Raw genomic sequence first — 20,735 nt, 5'->3', positions numbered from 1 at the left:
AATCAATAAACTAGACCATCATGACTGAAAGAATCAAAACATACAGAGAATTTTATCAGTTTTATCTTACTGAGCACAGTAAAACAGGAACCCGAATTTTTCACTTTATCGGAACCCTGCTCATATTTTTTGTTATAGGCTATGTTATCAGCTCCGGAAAGGAAAGGTTTCTGTGGTACATCCCGATTGTAGGGTACGGATTTGCATGGTTTAGTCATGCGGTTATTGAAAAAAACAAACCTGCCACCTTCAAGTATCCCATATGGTCTTTAATCTCAGATTTCAAGCTATTTTTTGAGCTTTTAATCGGGAAACAGAAATTTATTACGAAGACTGGTAGCCAGCCTCATTAAACTTAAATTTTTCAACAACTTACAGGATTGCAAAAAGGAAAACTTTATTGCCAATGAATCCTATGCCGTTAAAACATCCATACATAAAAAAACAGGAGCTTCTAAGTTCTAGCTTCTATTTTGAGAGTGCATTTTCACTCCTATTAAATATCCTAAAGACGGAAGGATAAAGGATAACAGCAATGGTACAACTAAGGAAAAGCCACTCCCTTCCAGCACTACAATTAAAGGAAATGCAAATGCATTATAGGCAATCAGTGCCAGAGTAAACATAAAACTATTACCACCTGCTGTTGAAAAAAGATTAAAATCATTTCCAAACTGATCAAACAATCCAGACATTATAAACAATAAAACATTTACAAAGAACACCCATAGGACAGACCTGTACGTCATTTTTTTCTTTGCATTCACATATCCCGCAAGAATTAAAAGAAGTGACATGATTCCAGAGATCGTGTAATCTACACCAGACATATCTACTTCACTCCCACTCTTTCCAAAGAAATAAATGGTATACAACAACACATTGATGATATAGATTACTGTAACAAAATTCATAGGTTAAAACTTAATATTTATAATTAATATAGTTTTTCGAGAATACTGTAATGAACGGTATTCAATATCGCTTCTACTTTTGCATCGCTGTTCTTCGCCAAAACGGGAATATAGCTAGAGAAAAGCATTGTCTTATCATTGTTAAAAGTTACAACCACTTCCTCAAGAATATTTTTATCATCCACAAAAAACTGAATTCTGTTATCTACAATTCTCCAAAAAGATAATCTCGGCTCAGAGGGTGTACAGTCGCCTACACTTCCTCCTACATAATTATAAACAGCAAAACCATCCTCCCTGAGAGCATAGTTCCTCATCAAACGGCAGTTATCAAAATCCTTTTTAACTTTCGTTTTACCCTCATAAAAGCCTGCTTCTTTCAATTTCCAGAATCCCAGGACATCTTCTCTCTTTAATTTCTGTGCATTCACAAGAGAGGAAAAAACAAAAACAAAGGCTGAGGCCAGTATCATTCTTATCATTATTTCTTATTTTTCTTTTTGTTTATTTTCTTATGATCCGAGCTTTCAGTTTGTTTATCCATATTTTCTCCAAGATCAATAAGTCCCATGGAAAGCATTGAGGCAGGATCTCCATTTTTTTCACCTTCTCTCCAGGTTTCAAAAGCCTTATCCTGAAGCCCCAAAAGATGATAATAAGCTCCCAAAATATTATATCCTTCTGTTTCACCAAGGCTTATTATTTTTTTGGAAAGTTCGATCAATTCCGGGTGAGGCTTAATTTTTTGAGCCTTAAGTTTTTCATGATCTCCTAAAAAACCTGGAGTATATTCCATCATTTTTAATCCAAAGGTATTGAGGCAAGCCTTAGCCAAACCTTGATTACAAAAACTTTCACTAATTGTGGTAAAATCATTGGAAAACAAGGCATCCAGCCCAGACATATCTTTCGTTTTATCATAATATGCAGCCAATAAAGCTGCTCTTTTCTGAGACTCTTCGGAATTTATTCTGTTATTAACCTCTGTACTGTCTTTTTTACGAGCCCATACTCCATTTTTAACCCAGTCAGAAATCCCAATAAGCTTATCTTTTTTAATTTTAAAAATAAAAACACTTTTATCAGGAATTATCACCAAGCTGTCATTTCTGGTAAAGTAATAGCTGCTAATCATTCCGCCAATTACCTTTCCGTTTCCATCAAAATTGAATCCCTTATAAAAGGTTTCATTTCCCTTCTCTTCAAAATATCCCTGTAAGGCATTATCGGCCTTTTGAGCTGAAATAATGGTTATAAAAAAAGTAGAAGTCAGTACGAATAATTTTCTCATCTGTTATTTTCTTAATAGCAATATAATGGTTTCGTTATAGGCTGCAAAGCAGCCCATAACGAAACCTCTTTAATCATTAAATTAATGTTTTATTTAAATCTCTTTTTAAAGCTGAACTTAAGTCTGTTCATCAATCCAGGTTCTATGATATCAACTCCCAGTCCAAAATTACTGTCAGCTACCGTATGATGGTCATTTCGGAACTTTTCAAATTCACTTTGGGGAATTTCAATATTAACCAATGGATCACACTCAATAGTAACTGTAGCTCCGTTTTTACTTACTTTCTTCCTGCTTTTATAATCAAAATAAGGATTATTTATGGTGCTTTCCTGAACTGTATATTTTTCTTCTGTATCAATTTTTTGATCGGTATACAGGTTAATCTCATACTTCTCTCTGTCAAAGTTATGCCAGAACGGTAAATCTTTATGCATAAAATCCCTTGCACTGGCTTTTACTACACTTCTATCGAAGTACATCAGAAAACGATTATTTTGCGGATCCATATAGTAAGGATTTTCTACGGTAGCAGAGTATTGAATCTTTATTTCATTTAACTTTTTATCATCACCAACTACGTCTATAGCAGCGTCCTTAAAGATATTTCTTATATCGGTTCCGTTTCTGTCATTAGAATAATTAAGACCATAAAAAAGAAAATTGTTCCAGCTGTCTATGATTTCCCTTTTATTAGTAATTTTAAAATATCTCCTCATCGCATTGGCACGATTCCCTTTATAAGTAGTCTCCAGATTCAGTTTTCCTGTTGATCCCTGCACATTGAAGTCTATTTTTTCATTAAGGCAGAAATAGGGAAACCTAAATGGTTTTCTTACCTGAAGTTCCTGATCTCTTTTCACTTCAAGATAATGCATAAAATAGATAAACCCTCTGTTCTCAATCAATCCGAATTCATCTCTGATAGTAGCATCAATAAAATATTCCTCACCTTTGTAGTTTACCTTTACCACCACATGATTGAAGTTCAGCAATGAGGGTAGGTAATATTTAATATAGTAATCTGTATTGAAATTCACCAGTACAACAGAAGCATCCACTCCTATATAATTAAGGATAACCTTTAGCAAAACACATTTTGCCTTACAGTCTCCCTGCTTGTTTTCATAGGTTATGGCAGGTTCCTGAGGCTTATGGCCATTCATTTCATCTGCATTGAAGATATAATAGATATGATTCTGAACATACTCTATAGCAAACCGAAGTTTTTCATCCAGATCATGAATCTCATCCAGTTTTTCCACTAAATTGGGAGCAAAATCCTTTAGGGAAGATTTATTGAAAATTTCTTCATAAAAAGGAACTATATAATTGGAAAGATCCTTCCAGTTATTGTCTGTTGCAAAGTCTATATAAGGAAAAATTTCACGGCCGGCATCTACGGGATTGATGTAATTCTGCTCTTCAATAACGAAGCGTTCACCTTTCTTTAATTGATTAATTTCCGGTTCCAGCACATTTCCTTGTTCATCTCTGAAAAACGTTTTTTTATAGGCAATGGTCTGCTCACGTTCATTAATAAATGTAAACTTAAAGCTCCCGTATGCCCAGTAATTATCCGGGCTAACCCAAACATATTTTGAAAATTCCTTTCTCAGGAAATCACGATCTGTAAAAGGCTTAACTCTTGAGTCCTCCAGCACCAGTACATCATACAATCTAAGATCTTTGATGGTAATATTAATCTTTTTATTACTGCTCAGAACTCCTCCACTACTTTGATTTTCGCTGTCGAGAACCTTAATTTTAGTATCCGGAATCTTATCTATCAGGACTCCGTCTCTCAAAACACTAATCCTATGAAGCTGATATATCTCATTTTCTTCCACAATAACATCAGAAACAGAGGCTCTTTCTAAGTTTCCAGGCTCGTTTAAGGTATAGGCCATGCAGGCATACTCACTATTTTCGTTATTGCTTGTGTAATATTTTTTGTCTAAAAAGTAACAGTAATCGCGGCCTTCATCAGTTTGTTTTCTGGCAAATTCGGAATCTTTGATGCGGTCCATAATCTCCTGGTCCCCAATATTCCCCGCCCACATTTCAGGCTTCTGTATCCTGTAGTTTTCAACTTGAATTTGATTATCCATATTTATATTTACGTATTATGTTCTTTGGTTATGATCATTAAGAACCTCAAATTAAATGATTAAAAAACTAAAAAACAATAGAAGAACTGCGACAATTCCCGAAAAAGTTCGGCATGGTAATTGCCAAGTAAGGTTTAAAATCAAGTTTATGAAAAGTATAGCAACAATTCTAAAAGGGGCAGCACCCGCATTAGCATTATTCGCAATGACACAATGTACAACTACCGCAGGAGCATCCTCAGCTGATGAAAAAACTTTCATCGTAGGACCACAAACTGCAGATTGTACAGGAGTAGCTCCTATGAAATGTCTGCAGGTAAAGGAAAAGGCATCAGAAAACTGGACTAATTTCTACACGAATATCGATGGATTTACCTATGAACCCGGATATGAATATGTTTTGAAGGTAAAAACAGAAAAAATAGCAAATCCACCAGCTGATGGTTCTTCCATCAAATACACTTTGGTAAAGCAGGTTTCCAAAACTAAAAAAGAAGCTGCAGCCAATGAAAAAACACTTATTATAGGATCACAAACTGTAGATTGTTCTGCAGGAGCCGGGCGTATGAAATGTATGCAGGTAAAAGAAAACGCTTCTGAAAGCTGGAGTAACTTCTACAGCAATATTGAAGGATTTACTTATGAGCCAGGATATGAATATGTTTTGAAAGTAAAAACGGAAAAAATTGCCAATCCACCGGCAGATGCATCTTCAATTAAATATACATTGATAGAGCAGGTTTCTAAAACCAAGAAATAATAAAAAAAACTCCGAAGAAATTTCTTCGGAGTTTTTTTTGTCTGTAAATCTGAGAAAAGAAACTTTTATCAAATAATGATGTTTCTCTTATTCAGTCTTTCTATTCTTTATTAATATCCCTGTTCTTTTTGAGGGGGTTCAGGATATTTTCCTTTGCTCACTTCTCCTACCGTGTTGGCAGTAGTCATAGCTACAACAAGATCATTCAACATATTGCTGGCTGCAGTAGGCGAATTGGGAAGAAGTACAAGATTGCTTCGGGTACTTGCTCCTACAGAATGTAAAGTATCATAATGCTGGGTAACTACAATAAGCGCAGATGCCTCGTGGGAATTGATATCCACATTGTTCAGCATTCTTACAGATTCTTCAAGACCTTTTGCAATTTCTCTTCTTTGATCTGCAATCCCCTGCCCTTGTAGCTTTTTAGATTCTGCCTCTGCTTTTGCTACAGCAACAATTCTGATTCTTTGTGCTTCAGATTCATATTCTGCAGCTGTTTTTTCTCTTTCGGCAGCGTTGATCCTGTTCATGGCATGTTTTACCTGTTCGTCCGGATCTATATCTGTTACCAGCGCCTTGATAATATCATATCCGTAGCTGTTCATTGCTTCCTGAAGTTCACCTTTTACGGCTACTGCAATATCATCTTTTCTTACGAAAACATCGTCAAGTTTCATTTTAGGAACTTCTGCACGTACGACATCAAATACAAAGGATGTAATTTGATTTTCAGGATTTTCCAAACGATAATACGCATCTCCCACCTGATTTCTTATTACCTGATACTGAACAGAAATTTTCATTTTAATAAACACATTGTCCAATGTTTTGGTATCAATCATTACATCTAATTGTTGAATTCTAAGATTCAGTCTTTTAGCAATTTGATCAATGATAGGAAGCTTAAGGTGTAAGCCGGAGTGTTTTACTCCCTGAAATTTTCCAAAACGTTCAATAATTACAGCTGTTTCTTGCTTCACAACAAAAAATGATGCAAATAAAATAATTAACCCCAATAAAATAACGGGTGCTAGAAAAATTCCCATAGTTTAAATTTTTATGATAAGTAGTTATAATCGTGTTTTTGTTAAACTATCCAAGCTCACATTAACGAGTTGAAACAGTTTTTTATAAATATACTACTTATTTTCAAACTAAACTGTCATTCCGATGTCTATTCCTTTAATTTTTCTATATAAATCTGTAGCGTAGTTATCTGTCATTCCTGAAACGAAATCGATAATTCCTAGGACTTTCTGATAATCTGTTCCGTTATCATATACAAACTGTCTTGGAAGAAGTTTTAATGCTTTTTTATCGTAGGATTTCCTTTCATCTTCAGGTTTCAGAATGGAAGGAATAAAGTGATCCAGCAATTCGTACATTACGTTATATCCTGCATTTTCAATTTCCACAACCGCCTTATGATTGTAAATTTTTTCAATGGAAAATGATTCTATGTCCTGCAAGGCACTGTTTTCAGATTTATAGATATCCAAAAGTCCTTTATCCAGATTACCCTCCAAAATTGTTTCAAAGTTCTGCTTATAGATTTCGAGGGATTTATTGATTAGGGCATTAATGGCTTTGGCTCTTAAATAAGAGATTTTTTCATTTTCATTGGAAATAGAAGCCAGTTTATTTTTAACCCTGTCTATATCATTGCTTTCGGATTTTACCAGTTCAAAGAAAAGGTTTTCACAATCTGAAGTGGATACAATTCCTAATCTGTGGGCATCCTCCATATCTATAATATTGTAGCAGATATCATCCGCTGCTTCTACCAGCCATACAAATGGGTGCCTTTTGAAGATATGAGGTTCTTCACTTTCAGAAATAAGCTGGGTTCCTTTTGCTATTTCAAGGAAGATATCTTTCTCATTTTGAAAGAACCCAAATTTTTTACGATGAATAATTCCTTTTTGCTTTGCTACAGCTTCACACGGATATTTTGCAATACTTGCCAATGTAGAAAAGGTAAGCTGAATTCCTCCCGCATCTTTTCCCTGCTGTTGCTGAGCCAATACCCTGATTGCATTTGCATTTCCTTCAAAATTGACCAAATCAGCCCATTCCTTTTCATTGAATTTTGATTTCAAATCCTTTTCATTTCTTTCAAAATAGCTTGCAATGGCATCTTCTCCGGAATGTCCGAAAGCAGGATTCCCCACATCATGGCAAAGACATGCGGCAGCAATTACATTTCCTAAATTGTATAGATAAAAATTCTTTGAATCTTCAGTAAGGTCATTTTTATAATCCTCAACAATAAATTCACCAATAATACTTCCTAAACTTCTTCCTACAGAGGATACTTCCAGGGAATGCGTAAGTCTGTTATGTACAAAAACACTTCCGGGAAGAGGAAAAACCTGAGTTTTATTCTGCAGTCTTCTGAAAGCTGAAGAGAAGATTATTCTGTCGAAATCTCTTTGAAAATCAGTTCTTGAAACCTTGGTCTGTGGATTGTTTCCTGTACGTTGATTGGTGAAAATCTGGTTTAAATTCATCATTTTTCAAAATTACTCCAAATTTTAATTTTATGGAATAGTATTTAGATTTTTATTAAAGAGATCTTTCATTCAAAAAATCTATTGCAGCAAATGTTTTTCATGGTCAAAATCCAGAAGAAAATAGCCTACATTTGGTGTACTGAAGCAGAATGAGGAAGATTCTTTTATTTCTGAAAAATAATTTAAGCATATCATTAAAATTCTTTTGTAAATGACAGACAATACATGGCTCAACAGATGGGATGATAGATACGACAGCGAACAGTTTGCGTATGGAACAGATCCTAATCATTATCTGAAGGAACAACTGAACAAATTAATCCCCGGTAGTATCCTTTTTCCCGCAGAAGGGGAAGGACGAAATGCCGTTTTTGCAGCTACCAAAGGATGGGATGTTTCTGCATTTGACATCAGTGGAAATGGTCAGAAGAAAGCTTTTCAGCTTGCTGAGCAAAACAAGGTAGGTATTGATTATCAGGTAGGAGAATTATCCACGTTGAATTACAGCAAAGAGCAGTTTGATGTCATTGCCCTTATTTATGCCCATTTTCCGGCATCTGTTAAATCTTCAATACACCAAATGCTGAATCAGTATCTGCGCAAGGGTGGTTTTATTATTTTTGAGGCTTTCAGTAAAAACCATCTTGAATATATTGCCAAAGATGAAAAAGTAGGAGGTCCAAAAGATATTGAATCTCTGTTTTCCATAGATGAAATTAAAGTTGATTTTCCAAATTATAATACAGTGGAACTTACGGAAACAGAAATTGAACTTAATGAAGGTATATTTCATAACGGAACAGGTTCTGTTATTCGTTTTGTAGGGCAGAAAATCTAGATTTATAAAAGTCTTTATTGGGGATTTTACAGATCCGAATTGAGAAACCCACCGGCATATTTTGCAAAAAAATTAGCTCTGTACACTTCTCCAATTGGGATCTCAGCATCTTCTATATATATATTATGATTATCAAATGAATCAATATATTCTGTATTAACTACATATGACTTACTCACCCGAATAAAATTTTCTCCGGACATTTTCTGATGGATTGTTTTCAGGTTCATTGCTGTGATGAGTTTCTGCTGCCTAGTATGCATTACAACATAATCCTTTAAGCCTTCTATAAACTTAATATCCGAAAAACTGATCTTGTAGAACCGTCGGTCTGCCTTGATGAATAAAAAATCTGTAGTATTGGACTCTACTGTATTTTTTATGGTATCTATAGACAAAAGCTCTGTATATAAGATTGCTTTATCTATTGCCTTTTCTAATCTTTGAGGATCAATGGGCTTCAGGAGATAGTCTACGGCTTCAAGTTCATAACTTTTCAATGCATATTGAGAATAGGCTGTGGTAAAGATAATCAGGGATCTTTTGGGAAGCATTTCAGCAAACTCCAGTCCTGTTACCATCGGCATTTCAATATCCAGAAAGATAAGATCTACGTCATTGTCCTTAAGAAATTCCAGCGCTGATGGTGCGTTGGAGAATTCACCGAGAATATCAATTTTCGAGGATTCTTCAATCAACGACCGCATTTCTGCTCTTGCCAAAGGTTCATCATCTACTATAATACAGTTCATCATACAGGAATTTTTAAATTAACGGTATATTCTTTCTCTTCAGAATTGATATTGAGTTCAAAGGTATCATTATAAAGAAGTTCCAACCTTCTGGTAATATTAGCAAGCCCAAGGCCTCCGTTTTTCTTGTCTGATACAACATAATCCGGATTTCTGGAGTTTACACATTTAAAATGAAGAAACTTATCTTCAATACTGATCTCTATTTTCACATAGGATTCTGTTCCACTGATATCGACGCTATGTTTTACGGCATTTTCCACAAAGGTGGTAAATAAATTGGGCGGTATAAAAGTCGTATTGATTATTCTTTTATCAGTTTCTGTATGAATATCAAAGGAAAAATGTTCACGTCTAATTTTTTCAAGGTTTAAAAAATTGGACAGAAAATCAATTTCTGAAGTCAATAGAGTTTTCTCTTCACTGTTTTCATACAGCTGATATCTTAGAAATTCTGAAAGTTTAACAATAACCACGGATGCTTTTGCTGGATCTGTCCTTATCAAAGCCTTTACATTATTCAGCATATTGAACAGAAAATGGGGATTAATCTGGTTTCTAAGCTCATTCAGCTCCATATTAAGGGTAAGATTACTCAGTTCATTGATTCTTTTATTATCATTGATCCACTTTTGCAAAAGTTTAATTGTGGTGGTGGTCAGAATAATGGGAATACACATCAACACTCCCTCATAGATTCCTCCTTTTTCATTCTCCCTCTGAATATGATCAATCCTGAAATCAGAAAAAAGGGTTCTTAGGCCATATCCGATAATATTAAGCCCCACAACTCCCAATACAACAAGCAATACAAGATAACTGAGGTATCGTGTTTTAAAGAAAAGCCGGGGAACAAGTATATAGGTATTAATGTACACCATGATAATAAGTGCTACATATACAAAGAATAATACATAATACTGGGCGCTTCCCGAGTAAGCATGCCAAAATCGGGCACTATACAGCAAAAAGAAAAAGAAAACAAGGAATAACAGATGTCTTCGCAATCTATATTTTCTCTCCACCAGAAAGTCCATTACAAATGTTTCTTTAAATTTCCAAGGGCTGTATTTCATAGTAGGAAGCTCGCTTTATCATTAACAAAAATAGTCATTAACGTAAATTACAACTATTTTATTATACAAAACCTTGGTTTTATTATACTAATTATGAACATCCTGGATTTTGTATAAAATACCGGCCATTTTGTATAAAAACAAATTCTCCGTTTGGTTTTCTGTATTTCTTTGTACTGTTTAAAAAATGCGCATGGAATTAACGACTTTTCACGAACTAACAAAGGAAATATCATTGGAATGTTTTTTTATGACAGAATCTCAAAAGGAAGAAAAAGTAATACAGCTTATTGATTTGCACCACTTTGTAGAATGTTTTGATCCGAAGATAAAAATACTGAACTACATTCACCATTCTATTAATATTGTAGAACAAAACGGTGAGAAAAAAGGAATCCTATTCTGTGACCTGAACCACTCTCCTGTGCCCGACAGCAATACTTCAGAAGAATTCAGAAGAAGATATGAACTTTCAGAAATCTGGTTTGTTTTTGTAGAAGAAACCTCTGCTTCTAACATGGCAAGCTATACTGATGCTATTATTGAAAACAGTCTGGATATTTTCTATGATAGAATTTTTTCATTCAATTTTTTCCAATCGATAATAAAGAGGTTGAAATAACTGGTGGATAATATCCCTCAGTGTATGCTTCCATTAATGTGTTCCCATTTTTGAAAATACATTAATAACCACTACACCAATAACGATAAGAGCAATGCCAATAATGGCCGGTAAATCCGGAACCTGCTTGAATGCTATAATCCCGATCATTGTTATAAATACAATCCCTACTCCTGACCAAATAGCATAGGTAATCCCTACAGGAATCTGACGAAGGGTTAAACTCAGGCAATAAAAAGCACAGGCATACCCTACTACGGTAACAACAGATGGCCACAGTTTAGAAAATTCTTCCGACTTTTTCAAAAAGGTAGTGGCAATAATTTCACATATAATAGCTAAAGCAAGAAAAATATAACTGCGTCCCATATGATGTATTCTTTTATGCAAAAGTACTAAAACCTACTTCCTTTTTCTCCTTTCCATCAATAAAGAATCTGTGAAAAGCTAATTGATATTTTTGCATTTGCACCCTACTCAAGGCTCTAGTGTGAGACTACACGCCACTCAAAAACCACACAAAAACATATTAGCCAAGACGTTAGCCTTAAAAAGGTTAGTATTATATCATATAATCTATCAAGGTTTCCAGATTAATACCGGAGAGAAAAGTCACTTTTTTTCCGATTTTGGCACAAATAGACAGGTCAAAATCTGTCATGGAATCTGACAACTGTCAAAAGGATCAACGTAAAAAATCACCAATAAAATAAATTTCGTTAACACAGAAATCTATTTCTCGATAAAATTTCACATCCCATTAAAACATTTTACAGTGATATTATGCATCGCATTATTTATTATTTGTTTTATCAAGTCTAATATAGAAGTCTGCAAACCGTTAACACTTTTATATTTTTTTAAAGGCAGAACAATAAATATATTAATAAATTCACAATAATACATTAACACATTGTAAACAAAAAACCAACGTAAAATTAATTAAAACACCCCTAACACACTGACATACATCATAGTATTTTACTTTGGCACGTGATTTGAAAGCTGTAATATTGCAATTGAAAGATTGATAAAATAAAGTCAAATAATTAAAAATAATACAAAATGATAACTTATATCGGTATCGCAACATGTTTAGTAGTATTCTCATCATATTTCATGACAGTAAGAAGAGAAAGAAACTAATTATTAAAACAAAAAGCCTATAGCAAAACTATACTAATTATATTGTTTTATGTTTTTACTCTGAGAAATCAGATCGCTCTTTTACCATTGAGGTAAAAGGGCCCAAAAACATAGCAAAAAGATCTTAGTTTCATAACAAATTTTAATATCCAAATGAGTAAAGCCGGACATCTGTCTGGCTTTACTTTTTATTTACAAATACCACCCCGTAGCCGTCTCTCCTCCTCTATTTTCTCGCTGGCCCAGGTATTTATTATCAATCAGGATTTTAGATCGCATTCAATAAAGCTTTATCTTTGTTAATCCAAGAATTATTTAATCGCCATCATGAATCTTTACAATCTCATTATTCAAGACAAAGAACAAGTAAACCTTAATGAAGTATTTCTTGATAAGCATAACAGGGATCACCTTGTACAGCTTATCAAGGAAAATACCTACAGCAAGGAACTGCTGGAATACGGCCTTCCGGTGAATAACAAGATCTTGCTTCAGGGAAGTTCAGGATGTGGAAAAACAATGACCGCAAAGGCTATTGCCAATGCTCTGGGGAAAAATATCATCATTTTAAATTTGAGCAATATTGTTTCATCCCGTATTGGCGAAACCTCCCAGAATATTAAGATGATATTTGATAAAGCAGCAAGAGAAAGATCTGTTCTTTTTCTGGATGAACTGGATCAAATTGGAAAAGCAAGAGGCAGTGATGATAAGGATGTGGGCGAAATGAGAAGACTGGTGAACACTTTAATCCAACTGATTGATTATTACCCCGAAGATGCTCTTCTTCTTTGTGCGACCAATCATCCTGAGATCATTGATACAGCTTTATTAAGACGTTTTCAGCTGAAGATTAATTACGAAATGCCCTCCGAGGATTTTTTAAATACCTTCTATGATAAACTGCTTGGTCAGTTTCCTGAAGAGATGAGGAATATCGAAAGAAAATACTCCGTTTCTTTTGCAGAGGCTAAGGACCATGCTTTGACCTCCGTAAAAGCAGCCTTAATAAAAAAACTGGAAGCCAAAGAAACCCTTAAGTCATGAAAGAAGACATTCTCCATAACCTCGAAATCATCAATAACCGGATAAAAAGAGCATGTGAGAAAGCAGGCAGAAATTCTCATGAGGTAAAATTATTACTGGCCACCAAAACTGTTTCCGCAGAACGTATTAAAATAGCTTTGGAAAACGGACAAACCCTGATTGCTGAGAATAAAGTTCAGGAGCTGAAAGAAAAGTATGAAGATTTAAGAGTAACCCCTCATGAAAATCACTTTATCGGGCATCTTCAGACCAATAAAATTAAGGATATTTTAAGATATGAGGTATCTTGTATTCAGTCTCTTGATCGTCTGGAATTGGCAGAAAAGCTTCATCAAAAACTAGTGACTGAAAACAAGACACTGGAAGTTCTTATTCAGGTCAATACCTCCAATGAGCAAAGCAAATTTGGGGTAGATCCTGATAAAGCCATTGAACTGATTAAAAAAGTTTCTGAATTTTCTACTTTAAAAATAAAAGGATTAATGACCATCGGGCTTTTCAGTGCTGAAACAGAAAAGGTGAGATTATGTTTTAAGATCCTAAAAAACCTACAGCTAAAAATCATCCAAGAAAATATTCCTAATATTGAAATGGATGAGCTTTCTATGGGGATGAGCGGAGATTTGGAAACTGCCATTGAGGAAGGAGCAACAATTGTACGTGTGGGAACGGCTGTTTTTGGACCAAGAATCTATCCGGACAGCTATTATTGGGATGAGGGAACAACTAAAGACAAAGGAATTTTACCGTAAAAAATCACGATGCCATTCTACTATACATTTGAAAGAGAAATAAAGGAAAGAAAAACATTAAAAGATGTTACTGATGCTGTACAGAATTCTTTTATGGAAAGAGAGGTAGATCATATAAACATTGACGGCAACATCATAACAGGAAAAGACAGTCTCGTGAAACTGGACTTTTCAAACAGATCCCCACTTGTCCTATCTCCGGGTAAGGAATATTTTATCTATAATGAGGATACAAATATTTTGACTTACAAAATAGAGTCTCTTTATCCTATCCTGTTTAATTTGATATATGCTGTCATTCTTTTCTTAATTTTACACTTCCTAGTCGGTCATTTGATGATAGAGCTTGTCATTCCGACCTTGTTTTTTATTCTTATCACCTTTGTCAACTACTTTCAACATCAATCTGTGATTGACAAAGTCTCCAAAAACCTGAATAAAAGGGCTTAAAACAGGCTTAAACTTAGTCTACAAATTCGGTATACTTTTTGATCATAAAAGTTTAATAACCAAACAAATGCATTTATGATTAAAAAATTACTCTCGGGCTGTCTATTGATGACAGTATTATTCTTTTTTTCATGTGAAAAAGAAAACACACAGATGAAAAGTGGAATTTCAATTGAAACTATTTCAATGATTACAGTACTCATTATGGGTGTAGCAATTCTGGTTGCTTACAGCTATAAGAGAAGATAGCAAAATAAAATATAACAAAAGAATCACTTTCCAGTTTTTGGGAGGTGATTTTCTTTTTATACAAAAGGATTTGTCTTTATAGAACCAGGGTTTGGAAAAAAGCCATTGGTTACACTTTATAATGAATTAATCCATACTCGTTGAGAATTATTTTGTTAAAGATTTTTATTTTTAATAGAATATGATTTAATTTTGAGATGAAATGCTTCCCTTATTATAAAGGCATTCTGATTTATGACCAATACAAATATTCTTGAAAAATGTCTGCCTGATTTTGGAAAAGAACTTATAACTGAAATTGAAAAATTCGGAATAATAAAAATATTCTCAACCAATGAGTTCATCGTAAAACAAGGGCAGTTGATTCGCTATTTACCGATTGTTTTGGAGGGGAATGTAAAAGCATACAGTGAAGAAGACGGGACACAGTTTTTATTGTATTTTATTCAGCCCGGTTCTTCCTGTATTTTTAGTTTTGTACATCTTTTTAATCAAAATCCTATTGATTTTTCAGCTATTCCTGAGGATAAATCAACCATTTTGCTTATCCCCATTGATAAAGCAAAGGAATGGCTTATCCGCTATCCATCCTTTAATAATTTAATTATCGCTGAATTTCAAAAACATTACAATGATCTGCTCCATACTACCAAACAGATTATTTGCTACAAGCTTGAAGACAGGCTTTGGGATTATTTAAAAACAAAGGCAAAGATTTCCGGAACATCTGAACTTGCAATATCCCATCAAAGCATTGCTGATGACCTGGCCACTACAAGGGAAGTAATATCAAGATTGATGAAAAAGATTGAACTGGATAAAAAATTGATACAAAATAATAGAAAAATAAAATTATTGATCAGTGACTTTTGATACTCATACTGAGAATGATGTCTTCTATATTTGTGGTATAATTTAATCAGAAACATTAATCTTAAAAACAACAACACGATGAGTGAACCAATTCAATTAGTCCCAAACAATTCTTTACTGACAAAAACACCTGAAGAAGGACGACAACTAGCCGTAAAAATGGCACGATTGATTATCAAAGTAACACAACCTGATGCTGCAATTCGTGAAAAGCTACGCCCAGTATATGCGGAAGATGCATCTATGTTGATTGCTATAGGACAAACCGTTGCCACCGAATTTGCAACCATTGCTGCTGCAAATAATTATTGGAAAGAAACCAAAGAATAAGTAGGAAGCGGCTTCACTTTGCCCGCAATGACCTACAAAAACATAAATCCCTCTCATTACTGAAAGGGATTTATTATATATTGCAAGAACCATTAACTATCCAAACTTGGGATTTATATCAATACTATTCACTACTTTTACAAGTGACATGAAGCTGAAACATCCAACAACTGAAGTTTTATGCGATCTAAATCCATTTAATTAGATGATCAAAACTAATAATCAAAATTACCTCTTAGTATTCCTTTTATTGATTCCAAATTTCCTTTTAGCTAATGCAGGTTCTCCTATGATTTGGTTTAGTTTTTTGCATTTGATCTGGATCAATTTTATAATCGGAACATTTGAAAGTAAGCTTCTTGTAGAAAAATTTAATCTTCAAAACAGAAAATGGCTGATCATTGCAGCCAACTACATTTCTATGTTTGCAGGATATTACTTCATTGCACCTTATTTTTCTTTACTCAATGGTTATCAGGATTTTTGGGGTATGAAATCAAGAGTAGGAGAATATGAACTCGGTGGTTTCTTTACCGGATTTCTATGCAGCTTTGGAGCAACCTTAATCATTGAATTTCCATTTTATTGGCTTTCATTGAAAACAAAACAGAGTGGGTGGAAGTTATTAAAACCATTCTTCTTGATCAATCTTTTTACCAATATTATCATGCTCGTTATTTATTTTGTGATAGTTGCCTTTAGTGCAAAATGGGACTAATTTCCGCTATCATCTTTTTGAAATACTGAAATATATAATACTTACAAATTATTACTTTTAATATAGTTAATTACAATACAAAAGCTCCTCCCAGAATTCTGAGAGGAGCTTTATTTATGTTAGAAAAACTCTAATTACATATAAGCTTCAATAGGCTCACAAGTACATACTAAGTTTCTGTCTCCGTAAGCTTCATCTACTCTTGATACAGAAGCGAAGAATTTGTGGTCTCTTACCCATTGTAGCGGATAAGCTGCCTTTTCTCTGCTGTATGGTTTATCCCAAGAATCAGAGATAACCAATTGTTCTGTGTGAGGAGCATTTTTCAATACGTTGTTTGCCGGATCAGCCTGTCCGTTTGCAATCTCATCAATTTCATGTTTGATGGCAATTAAAGCTTCAGCAAAACGATCAATTTCAGATTTGCTTTCAGATTCTGTAGGCTCAATCATCAATGTTCCAGCAACAGGGAAAGAAACTGTAGGAGCATGGAAACCATAATCCATCAATCTCTTCGCTACATCAGCCACTTCAATTCCTAAAGACTTGAATTGACGGAAATCTACGATACATTCGTGAGCTACTCTTCCATTCTCGTTTGAATATAAGATTGGGAAATGCTCAGCTAAAATTTCTTTTAGGTAGTTTGCATTCATGATAGCATGTCCTGTAGCTTTTTTCAGACCGTCTGTACCTAACATTTTAATGTAAGCATAAGAAATGTTAAGGATCAATCCTGACCCGTAAGGTGCTGCAGAAATACCTTCAATAGCTTCTTTAGTTCCGATTCTGATGTTTGCATTGGAAGGCAAGAATGGTACCAGGTGCTTCGCTACACAAATTGGACCTACTCCAGGACCTCCACCTCCGTGAGGGATTGCAAAAGTCTTGTGAAGGTTAAGGTGACAAACGTCTGCTCCAATATTTCCAGGACTAGTAAATCCAACTTGGGCATTCATGTTGGCGCCATCCATGTATACCTGTCCACCATGTTCGTGGATTAGGTTGGTAATTTCCTTGATGTTAGCATCAAAAAATCCGTAAGTAGATGGATATGTAATCATTACAGCTGATAAATTAGCTGAATGTTGTTCTGTTTTAGCTTTAAGATCCTCAAAGTCGATTTCCCCGTTTTCAAGGTTTTTAACAACAACGATCTTCATCCCTGCCATTGCAGCAGAAGCCGGGTTAGTTCCGTGTGCAGACTGAGGAATCAATACTACATTTCTGTGGTGATCTCCTCTTGAGATATGGTATTCTCTGATTACCATTAATCCTGCATATTCTCCCTGAGCTCCGGAGTTAGGTTGTAATGAAGTTCCTGCGAAACCAGTAATTTCAGCTAGGTCTTTTTCAAGTTCTGCAATCATTTGCTGATAACCACCAGCCTGATCTACCGGTACAAACGGGTGTACACTACCCCAATCTGCCCATGAAAGCGGTAACATTTCAGTTGCTGCGTTAAGCTTCATTGTACAAGATCCAAGAGAAATCATAGAGTGTGTCAATGACAAATCTTTTCTCTCAAGACGCTTGATATAACGCATCAATTCTGTTTCCGTATGGTATTTGTTGAATACTTCTTCTGTAAGAATTTCATCCTTTCTAAGGTTTTCTTCCGGAATACTGTATCCTTCTTTTATTTCTAATTTGAAAGTCTGCTTGTCTTTAAACTGAGCGAAAGAAGCCATTAGATAGTTTAATTTCTCCAATGTTGTACTTTCATTGATCGCAATACTTACAACTCCTTCTGTAAAATAGTTAAGGTTAAGTCTGTGGTCAAGCATCAATCTTACCAATCTTGCTTTTTCATCCTCAGCCATTACAATTTTCACTGTATCGAAGATAGGCTCTTCTACAGTCTGATATCCTAATGCTTTAAGACCATTCTTTAATGCATTTGCTTTAAAGTGAATCTGATCCGCAATATAGTTTAATCCTTTTGGACCATGGTAAACAGCATACATACCAGCCATTACAGCCAATAGAACCTGAGCGGTACAAATGTTAGATGTTGCTCTCTCTCTCTTAATGTGCTGCTCTCTTGTCTGTAGAGCCATTCTTAATGCACGCTTTCCGTACATATCCTGAGAAACTCCAATGATTCTTCCAGGAATATCTCTTTTATAGTCTTCTCTACAAGCAAAGAATGCTGCGTGAGGACCTCCGTAACCTAATGGAATACCAAATCTCTGTGAAGTTCCCACCGCACAGTCAGCACCCATTTCAGCCGGTGACTTTAATTTCACCAAAGCCATCGGATCACAAGCAACAGCTACCTGAAGATCAAGTTTCTTATATTCTACAATGTTTTCAGTATAGTCAAGAACAATACCGTTTTTCCCTGGATATTGTAACAGCACTCCATAGTAAGATGCATCAAATGCATGAGTCTTATGATCTCCTACTACAACTTCAATTCCAAGTCCTTCAGCCTTAGTATTCAAAACAGAGATTGTTTGAGGCAATACAAGGTCCGAGATAAAGAATTTATTAGCATCTGCTTTTTTCTGATCTTTAGTTCTGTTGTTGAAGAACATATGCATTGCTTCAGCAGCAGCAGTTGACTCATCCAATAGAGAGGCGTTTGCCAGTCCGAAACCTGTAAGATCACATACTACAGTTTGGAAATTAAGAAGCGCTTCCAGTCTTCCTTGTGCAATTTCTGCCTGATAAGGAGTATATGCAGTATACCAGCTAGGATTTTCAAAGATATTTCTCTGAATAGCTGATGGTAAAAGTGTATTATGGTATCCGAAACCGATATAACTTGTATAATCAGTATTTTTTGATGCCAACTCTTTAGAATGGTTCAGCATTTCGTATTCCGAAAGCGGTTCTGAGATCTCTAGATCTTTTTCTAAACGGATAGAAGAAGGGATGGTCTGAGAAATTAACTCTTCAATACTAGAAACGCCAAGTTTTTCCAACATCGCCTGTTTATCGGCTTCATTAAGAGAAATGTGACGGCTCACAAACTGTTCTGTATTCATTTTTATTTATTAGATTTTGTTTGTAAAAAGATGCGTAAAATTACAATTTTTTACACGATTGTACAACATCATAAAACCCTATATAATTCACCATGTCGTTCAGTTATTTTACATCAATTTGTTTTTAATAGCCATCAGATAGGGTTTTGTTTATTTTAAACAGCAATTATATAGATTATATAAATAATACTTAATAATACTACCTATTTGTTATCAATAAAATAGTGAAATATTCATCAAAAAACTTTAAATGATTTTCATTGATTTTTAATAAATAGGGAAATATATTAATTTCATCATTTTACAGTAAATAATGTCTTTAAATGATTAAATATGGAGGATTTAAGTTCGAATTATGTTAAATTTTCAAAGTATTTCAAAGGTCTAAAATACCATCCACACTGCTATTGATCAGGTTTTAAGATTTTTATGAAATTTTATTAATTATATTTATTCTAAATTAATATATTTGCAACATGAATATGATTGTCCCGTTTAAAGTTCAGCCTTTGGCTCCTGCGTATGCATTCAATAATGAAGAAATGTTCTGTGAAAAGAAATCTTGCTGTAAAAAATTCAAGAAAGGGAAAAGATGTAAAAAGTGCCCGGGAAGAAAGAAAATGGCCTAGGCTAGATAAACTCTTTTATTAGGACATATAAAGCAATTGCTAAAATTACAATTCCCCAGAATAACATTATAATTTTAGGTTGTCCACCTTTGTTCACAGCTGTTTTCGGCTGAGATTTAAACATATCCTCTACCGTGTTTTTGAATTTCTCAGTATCATTTTCAAAAACCTCCGTAATGGTAATTCCCTGAACTACAGTTTTATGCAGAAGTGAATTTGTTGCATGAAGCAAAAGCTGGAATTTTCCATCCTTAAATTCTGTAATCTTAAAGATTCTCTCACCATAGGGCTTCTCCAATCCGAAAGGTAGTACCTTCACTACATCGGCATTACTGGTTTGCCAGTTGATAATAATCTCCTCTCCTTTTTTCGCATGAATTTTATTGGCTGTAAAGGTCTTTATTACAGGCGGAATATTATATCTGAAACTTCTCTGATGACTTTCTAAGTTTTGGTCATAGGAATGTCTTCTGCTTTGATCACTCAACGTTTCATAAGCCTCCTGAATTTCACGAAAACGGTCTGCAAAGAAATCATCATTTTCATTCTTGTCGGGATGGTATTTTAAAGACAGCTTTCGATAAGCTTTTTTGATGTCTTCTTCTGAAGCATCCTGTGATATACCGAGAAAATAATAGTAATCTTTCATTGAGCAATACAAAAATAAG

General features: G+C 34.5%; 22 protein-coding genes and 1 pseudogene. 12 read left to right on the top strand and 11 right to left on the bottom strand.

What is annotated here, in order from left to right:
* Positions 1-20 precede the first annotated feature (20 nt).
* On the top strand, positions 21-353 hold the full coding sequence (locus C7D53_RS06280; RefSeq protein WP_106915496.1) for a DUF962 domain-containing protein: 333 nt from the start codon (positions 21-23) through the stop codon (positions 351-353).
* 108 nt (positions 354-461) lie between these two features.
* On the opposite strand, the gene C7D53_RS06275 is transcribed toward C7D53_RS06280, so the two are convergent.
* The 4 genes from C7D53_RS06275 to C7D53_RS06260 form a co-directional block, all read right to left on the bottom strand.
* Positions 462-914 (bottom strand): hypothetical protein, encoded by a 453-nt coding sequence (locus tag C7D53_RS06275; RefSeq protein ID WP_106915495.1) that lies wholly within the window; start codon positions 912-914, stop codon positions 462-464.
* A 23-nt stretch (positions 915-937) separates the two neighbouring features.
* Positions 938-1,396 (bottom strand): lipocalin-like domain-containing protein, encoded by a 459-nt coding sequence (locus C7D53_RS06270; RefSeq protein ID WP_106915494.1) that lies wholly within the window; start codon positions 1,394-1,396, stop codon positions 938-940.
* Positions 1,396-2,205, bottom strand: coding sequence for a hypothetical protein (locus C7D53_RS06265; RefSeq protein ID WP_106915493.1), 810 nt, complete (start codon positions 2,203-2,205; stop codon positions 1,396-1,398). The genes C7D53_RS06270 and C7D53_RS06265 overlap by 1 nt, the downstream gene beginning before the upstream one ends.
* Before the next feature lie 89 nt (positions 2,206-2,294).
* Positions 2,295-4,316, bottom strand: coding sequence for a DUF3857 domain-containing protein (locus tag C7D53_RS06260; protein ID WP_106915492.1), 2,022 nt, complete (start codon positions 4,314-4,316; stop codon positions 2,295-2,297).
* A 148-nt stretch (positions 4,317-4,464) separates the two neighbouring features.
* On the opposite strand from C7D53_RS06260, the gene C7D53_RS21140 reads away from it, so the two are divergent.
* Positions 4,465-5,076 carry a DUF4377 domain-containing protein gene (locus C7D53_RS21140; RefSeq protein WP_228422203.1) on the top strand — a complete coding sequence of 204 codons (612 nt, stop codon included), beginning with the start codon at positions 4,465-4,467 and terminating at the stop codon, positions 5,074-5,076.
* A gap of 109 nt (positions 5,077-5,185) precedes the next feature.
* On the top strand, positions 5,186-5,260 hold the full coding sequence (locus tag C7D53_RS21245; protein ID WP_394337077.1) for a hypothetical protein: 75 nt from the start codon (positions 5,186-5,188) through the stop codon (positions 5,258-5,260).
* Positions 5,261-5,558: 298 nt separating this feature from the next.
* Here C7D53_RS21245 and C7D53_RS21240 read toward each other — a convergent pair.
* Positions 5,559-6,125: pseudogene (locus tag C7D53_RS21240) on the bottom strand (SPFH domain-containing protein); the annotation flags it as partial.
* 108 nt (positions 6,126-6,233) lie between these two features.
* The gene (locus C7D53_RS06240; RefSeq protein ID WP_106915585.1) at positions 6,234-7,589 is read right to left on the bottom strand and encodes a deoxyguanosinetriphosphate triphosphohydrolase; all 1,356 of its coding nucleotides are present in this window, start codon (positions 7,587-7,589) and stop codon (positions 6,234-6,236) included.
* A gap of 214 nt (positions 7,590-7,803) precedes the next feature.
* On the opposite strand from C7D53_RS06240, the gene C7D53_RS06235 reads away from it, so the two are divergent.
* Positions 7,804-8,430 carry a class I SAM-dependent methyltransferase gene (locus C7D53_RS06235; protein ID WP_106915490.1) on the top strand — a complete coding sequence of 209 codons (627 nt, stop codon included), beginning with the start codon at positions 7,804-7,806 and terminating at the stop codon, positions 8,428-8,430.
* A gap of 26 nt (positions 8,431-8,456) precedes the next feature.
* Here the strand turns inward: C7D53_RS06235 and C7D53_RS06230 are convergent, their stop codons facing one another.
* Positions 8,457-9,182 (bottom strand): LytR/AlgR family response regulator transcription factor, encoded by a 726-nt coding sequence (locus tag C7D53_RS06230; RefSeq protein WP_106915584.1) that lies wholly within the window; start codon positions 9,180-9,182, stop codon positions 8,457-8,459.
* Entirely contained in the window at positions 9,182-10,258 is a 1,077-nt protein-coding gene (locus C7D53_RS06225; RefSeq protein WP_106915489.1) for a sensor histidine kinase, read from the bottom strand. The genes C7D53_RS06230 and C7D53_RS06225 overlap by 1 nt, the downstream gene beginning before the upstream one ends.
* 193 nt (positions 10,259-10,451) lie before the next feature.
* Between C7D53_RS06225 and C7D53_RS06220 the strand changes: the two genes are divergently transcribed.
* A complete protein-coding gene (locus tag C7D53_RS06220) occupies positions 10,452-10,880 on the top strand; it encodes a hypothetical protein (RefSeq protein WP_106915488.1) in 429 nt (142 codons plus the stop codon).
* A 33-nt stretch (positions 10,881-10,913) separates the two neighbouring features.
* Here C7D53_RS06220 and C7D53_RS06215 read toward each other — a convergent pair whose 3' ends face one another.
* Positions 10,914-11,249: a DMT family transporter gene (locus C7D53_RS06215; protein ID WP_106915487.1), complete on the bottom strand. Its 336-nt coding sequence runs from the start codon at positions 11,247-11,249 to the stop codon at positions 10,914-10,916.
* A gap of 1,104 nt (positions 11,250-12,353) precedes the next feature.
* On the opposite strand from C7D53_RS06215, the gene C7D53_RS06210 reads away from it, so the two are divergent.
* From C7D53_RS06210 to C7D53_RS06185, 6 genes are all read left to right on the top strand, one after another.
* Positions 12,354-13,073, top strand: a complete 720-nt coding sequence (locus C7D53_RS06210) for an AAA family ATPase (RefSeq protein ID WP_106915486.1) — start codon at positions 12,354-12,356, stop codon at positions 13,071-13,073.
* Positions 13,070-13,825 (top strand): YggS family pyridoxal phosphate-dependent enzyme, encoded by a 756-nt coding sequence (locus tag C7D53_RS06205; protein ID WP_106915485.1) that lies wholly within the window; start codon positions 13,070-13,072, stop codon positions 13,823-13,825. Before C7D53_RS06210 ends, C7D53_RS06205 begins: the two co-directional genes overlap by 4 nt.
* A 9-nt stretch (positions 13,826-13,834) precedes the next feature.
* Positions 13,835-14,275: a hypothetical protein gene (locus tag C7D53_RS06200; RefSeq protein ID WP_106915484.1), complete on the top strand. Its 441-nt coding sequence runs from the start codon at positions 13,835-13,837 to the stop codon at positions 14,273-14,275.
* Positions 14,276-14,758: 483 nt separating this feature from the next.
* Positions 14,759-15,397, top strand: a complete 639-nt coding sequence (locus C7D53_RS06195; RefSeq protein ID WP_106915483.1) for a Crp/Fnr family transcriptional regulator — start codon at positions 14,759-14,761, stop codon at positions 15,395-15,397.
* A gap of 78 nt (positions 15,398-15,475) precedes the next feature.
* On the top strand, positions 15,476-15,727 hold the full coding sequence (locus tag C7D53_RS06190; RefSeq protein WP_106915482.1) for a hexameric tyrosine-coordinated heme protein: 252 nt from the start codon (positions 15,476-15,478) through the stop codon (positions 15,725-15,727).
* Positions 15,728-15,932: 205 nt separating this feature from the next.
* The gene (locus C7D53_RS06185; RefSeq protein WP_106915481.1) at positions 15,933-16,445 is read left to right on the top strand and encodes a hypothetical protein; all 513 of its coding nucleotides are present in this window, start codon (positions 15,933-15,935) and stop codon (positions 16,443-16,445) included.
* 134 nt (positions 16,446-16,579) lie between these two features.
* Here the strand turns inward: C7D53_RS06185 and gcvP are convergent, their stop codons facing one another.
* Positions 16,580-19,438, bottom strand: coding sequence for an aminomethyl-transferring glycine dehydrogenase (gene gcvP / locus C7D53_RS06180; RefSeq protein ID WP_106915480.1), 2,859 nt, complete (start codon positions 19,436-19,438; stop codon positions 16,580-16,582).
* 476 nt (positions 19,439-19,914) lie between these two features.
* Here gcvP and C7D53_RS20860 point away from each other — a divergent pair, with 476 nt between their 5' ends.
* Positions 19,915-20,067, top strand: a complete 153-nt coding sequence (locus C7D53_RS20860; protein WP_162926100.1) for a hypothetical protein — start codon at positions 19,915-19,917, stop codon at positions 20,065-20,067.
* 1 nt (position 20,068) lies between these two features.
* Here C7D53_RS20860 and C7D53_RS06175 read toward each other — a convergent pair whose 3' ends face one another.
* A complete protein-coding gene (locus tag C7D53_RS06175) occupies positions 20,069-20,716 on the bottom strand; it encodes a J domain-containing protein (protein WP_106915479.1) in 648 nt (215 codons plus the stop codon).
* Positions 20,717-20,735 lie beyond the last annotated feature (19 nt).

Origin of the sequence: Chryseobacterium aurantiacum (genome assembly GCF_003020585.1) — a bacterium.
Lineage (GTDB): Bacteria > Bacteroidota > Bacteroidia > Flavobacteriales > Weeksellaceae > Chryseobacterium > Chryseobacterium aurantiacum.
The sequence above is the reverse complement of the archived record's forward strand: the minus strand, read 5'-3'. Positions and strand labels throughout refer to the sequence as shown.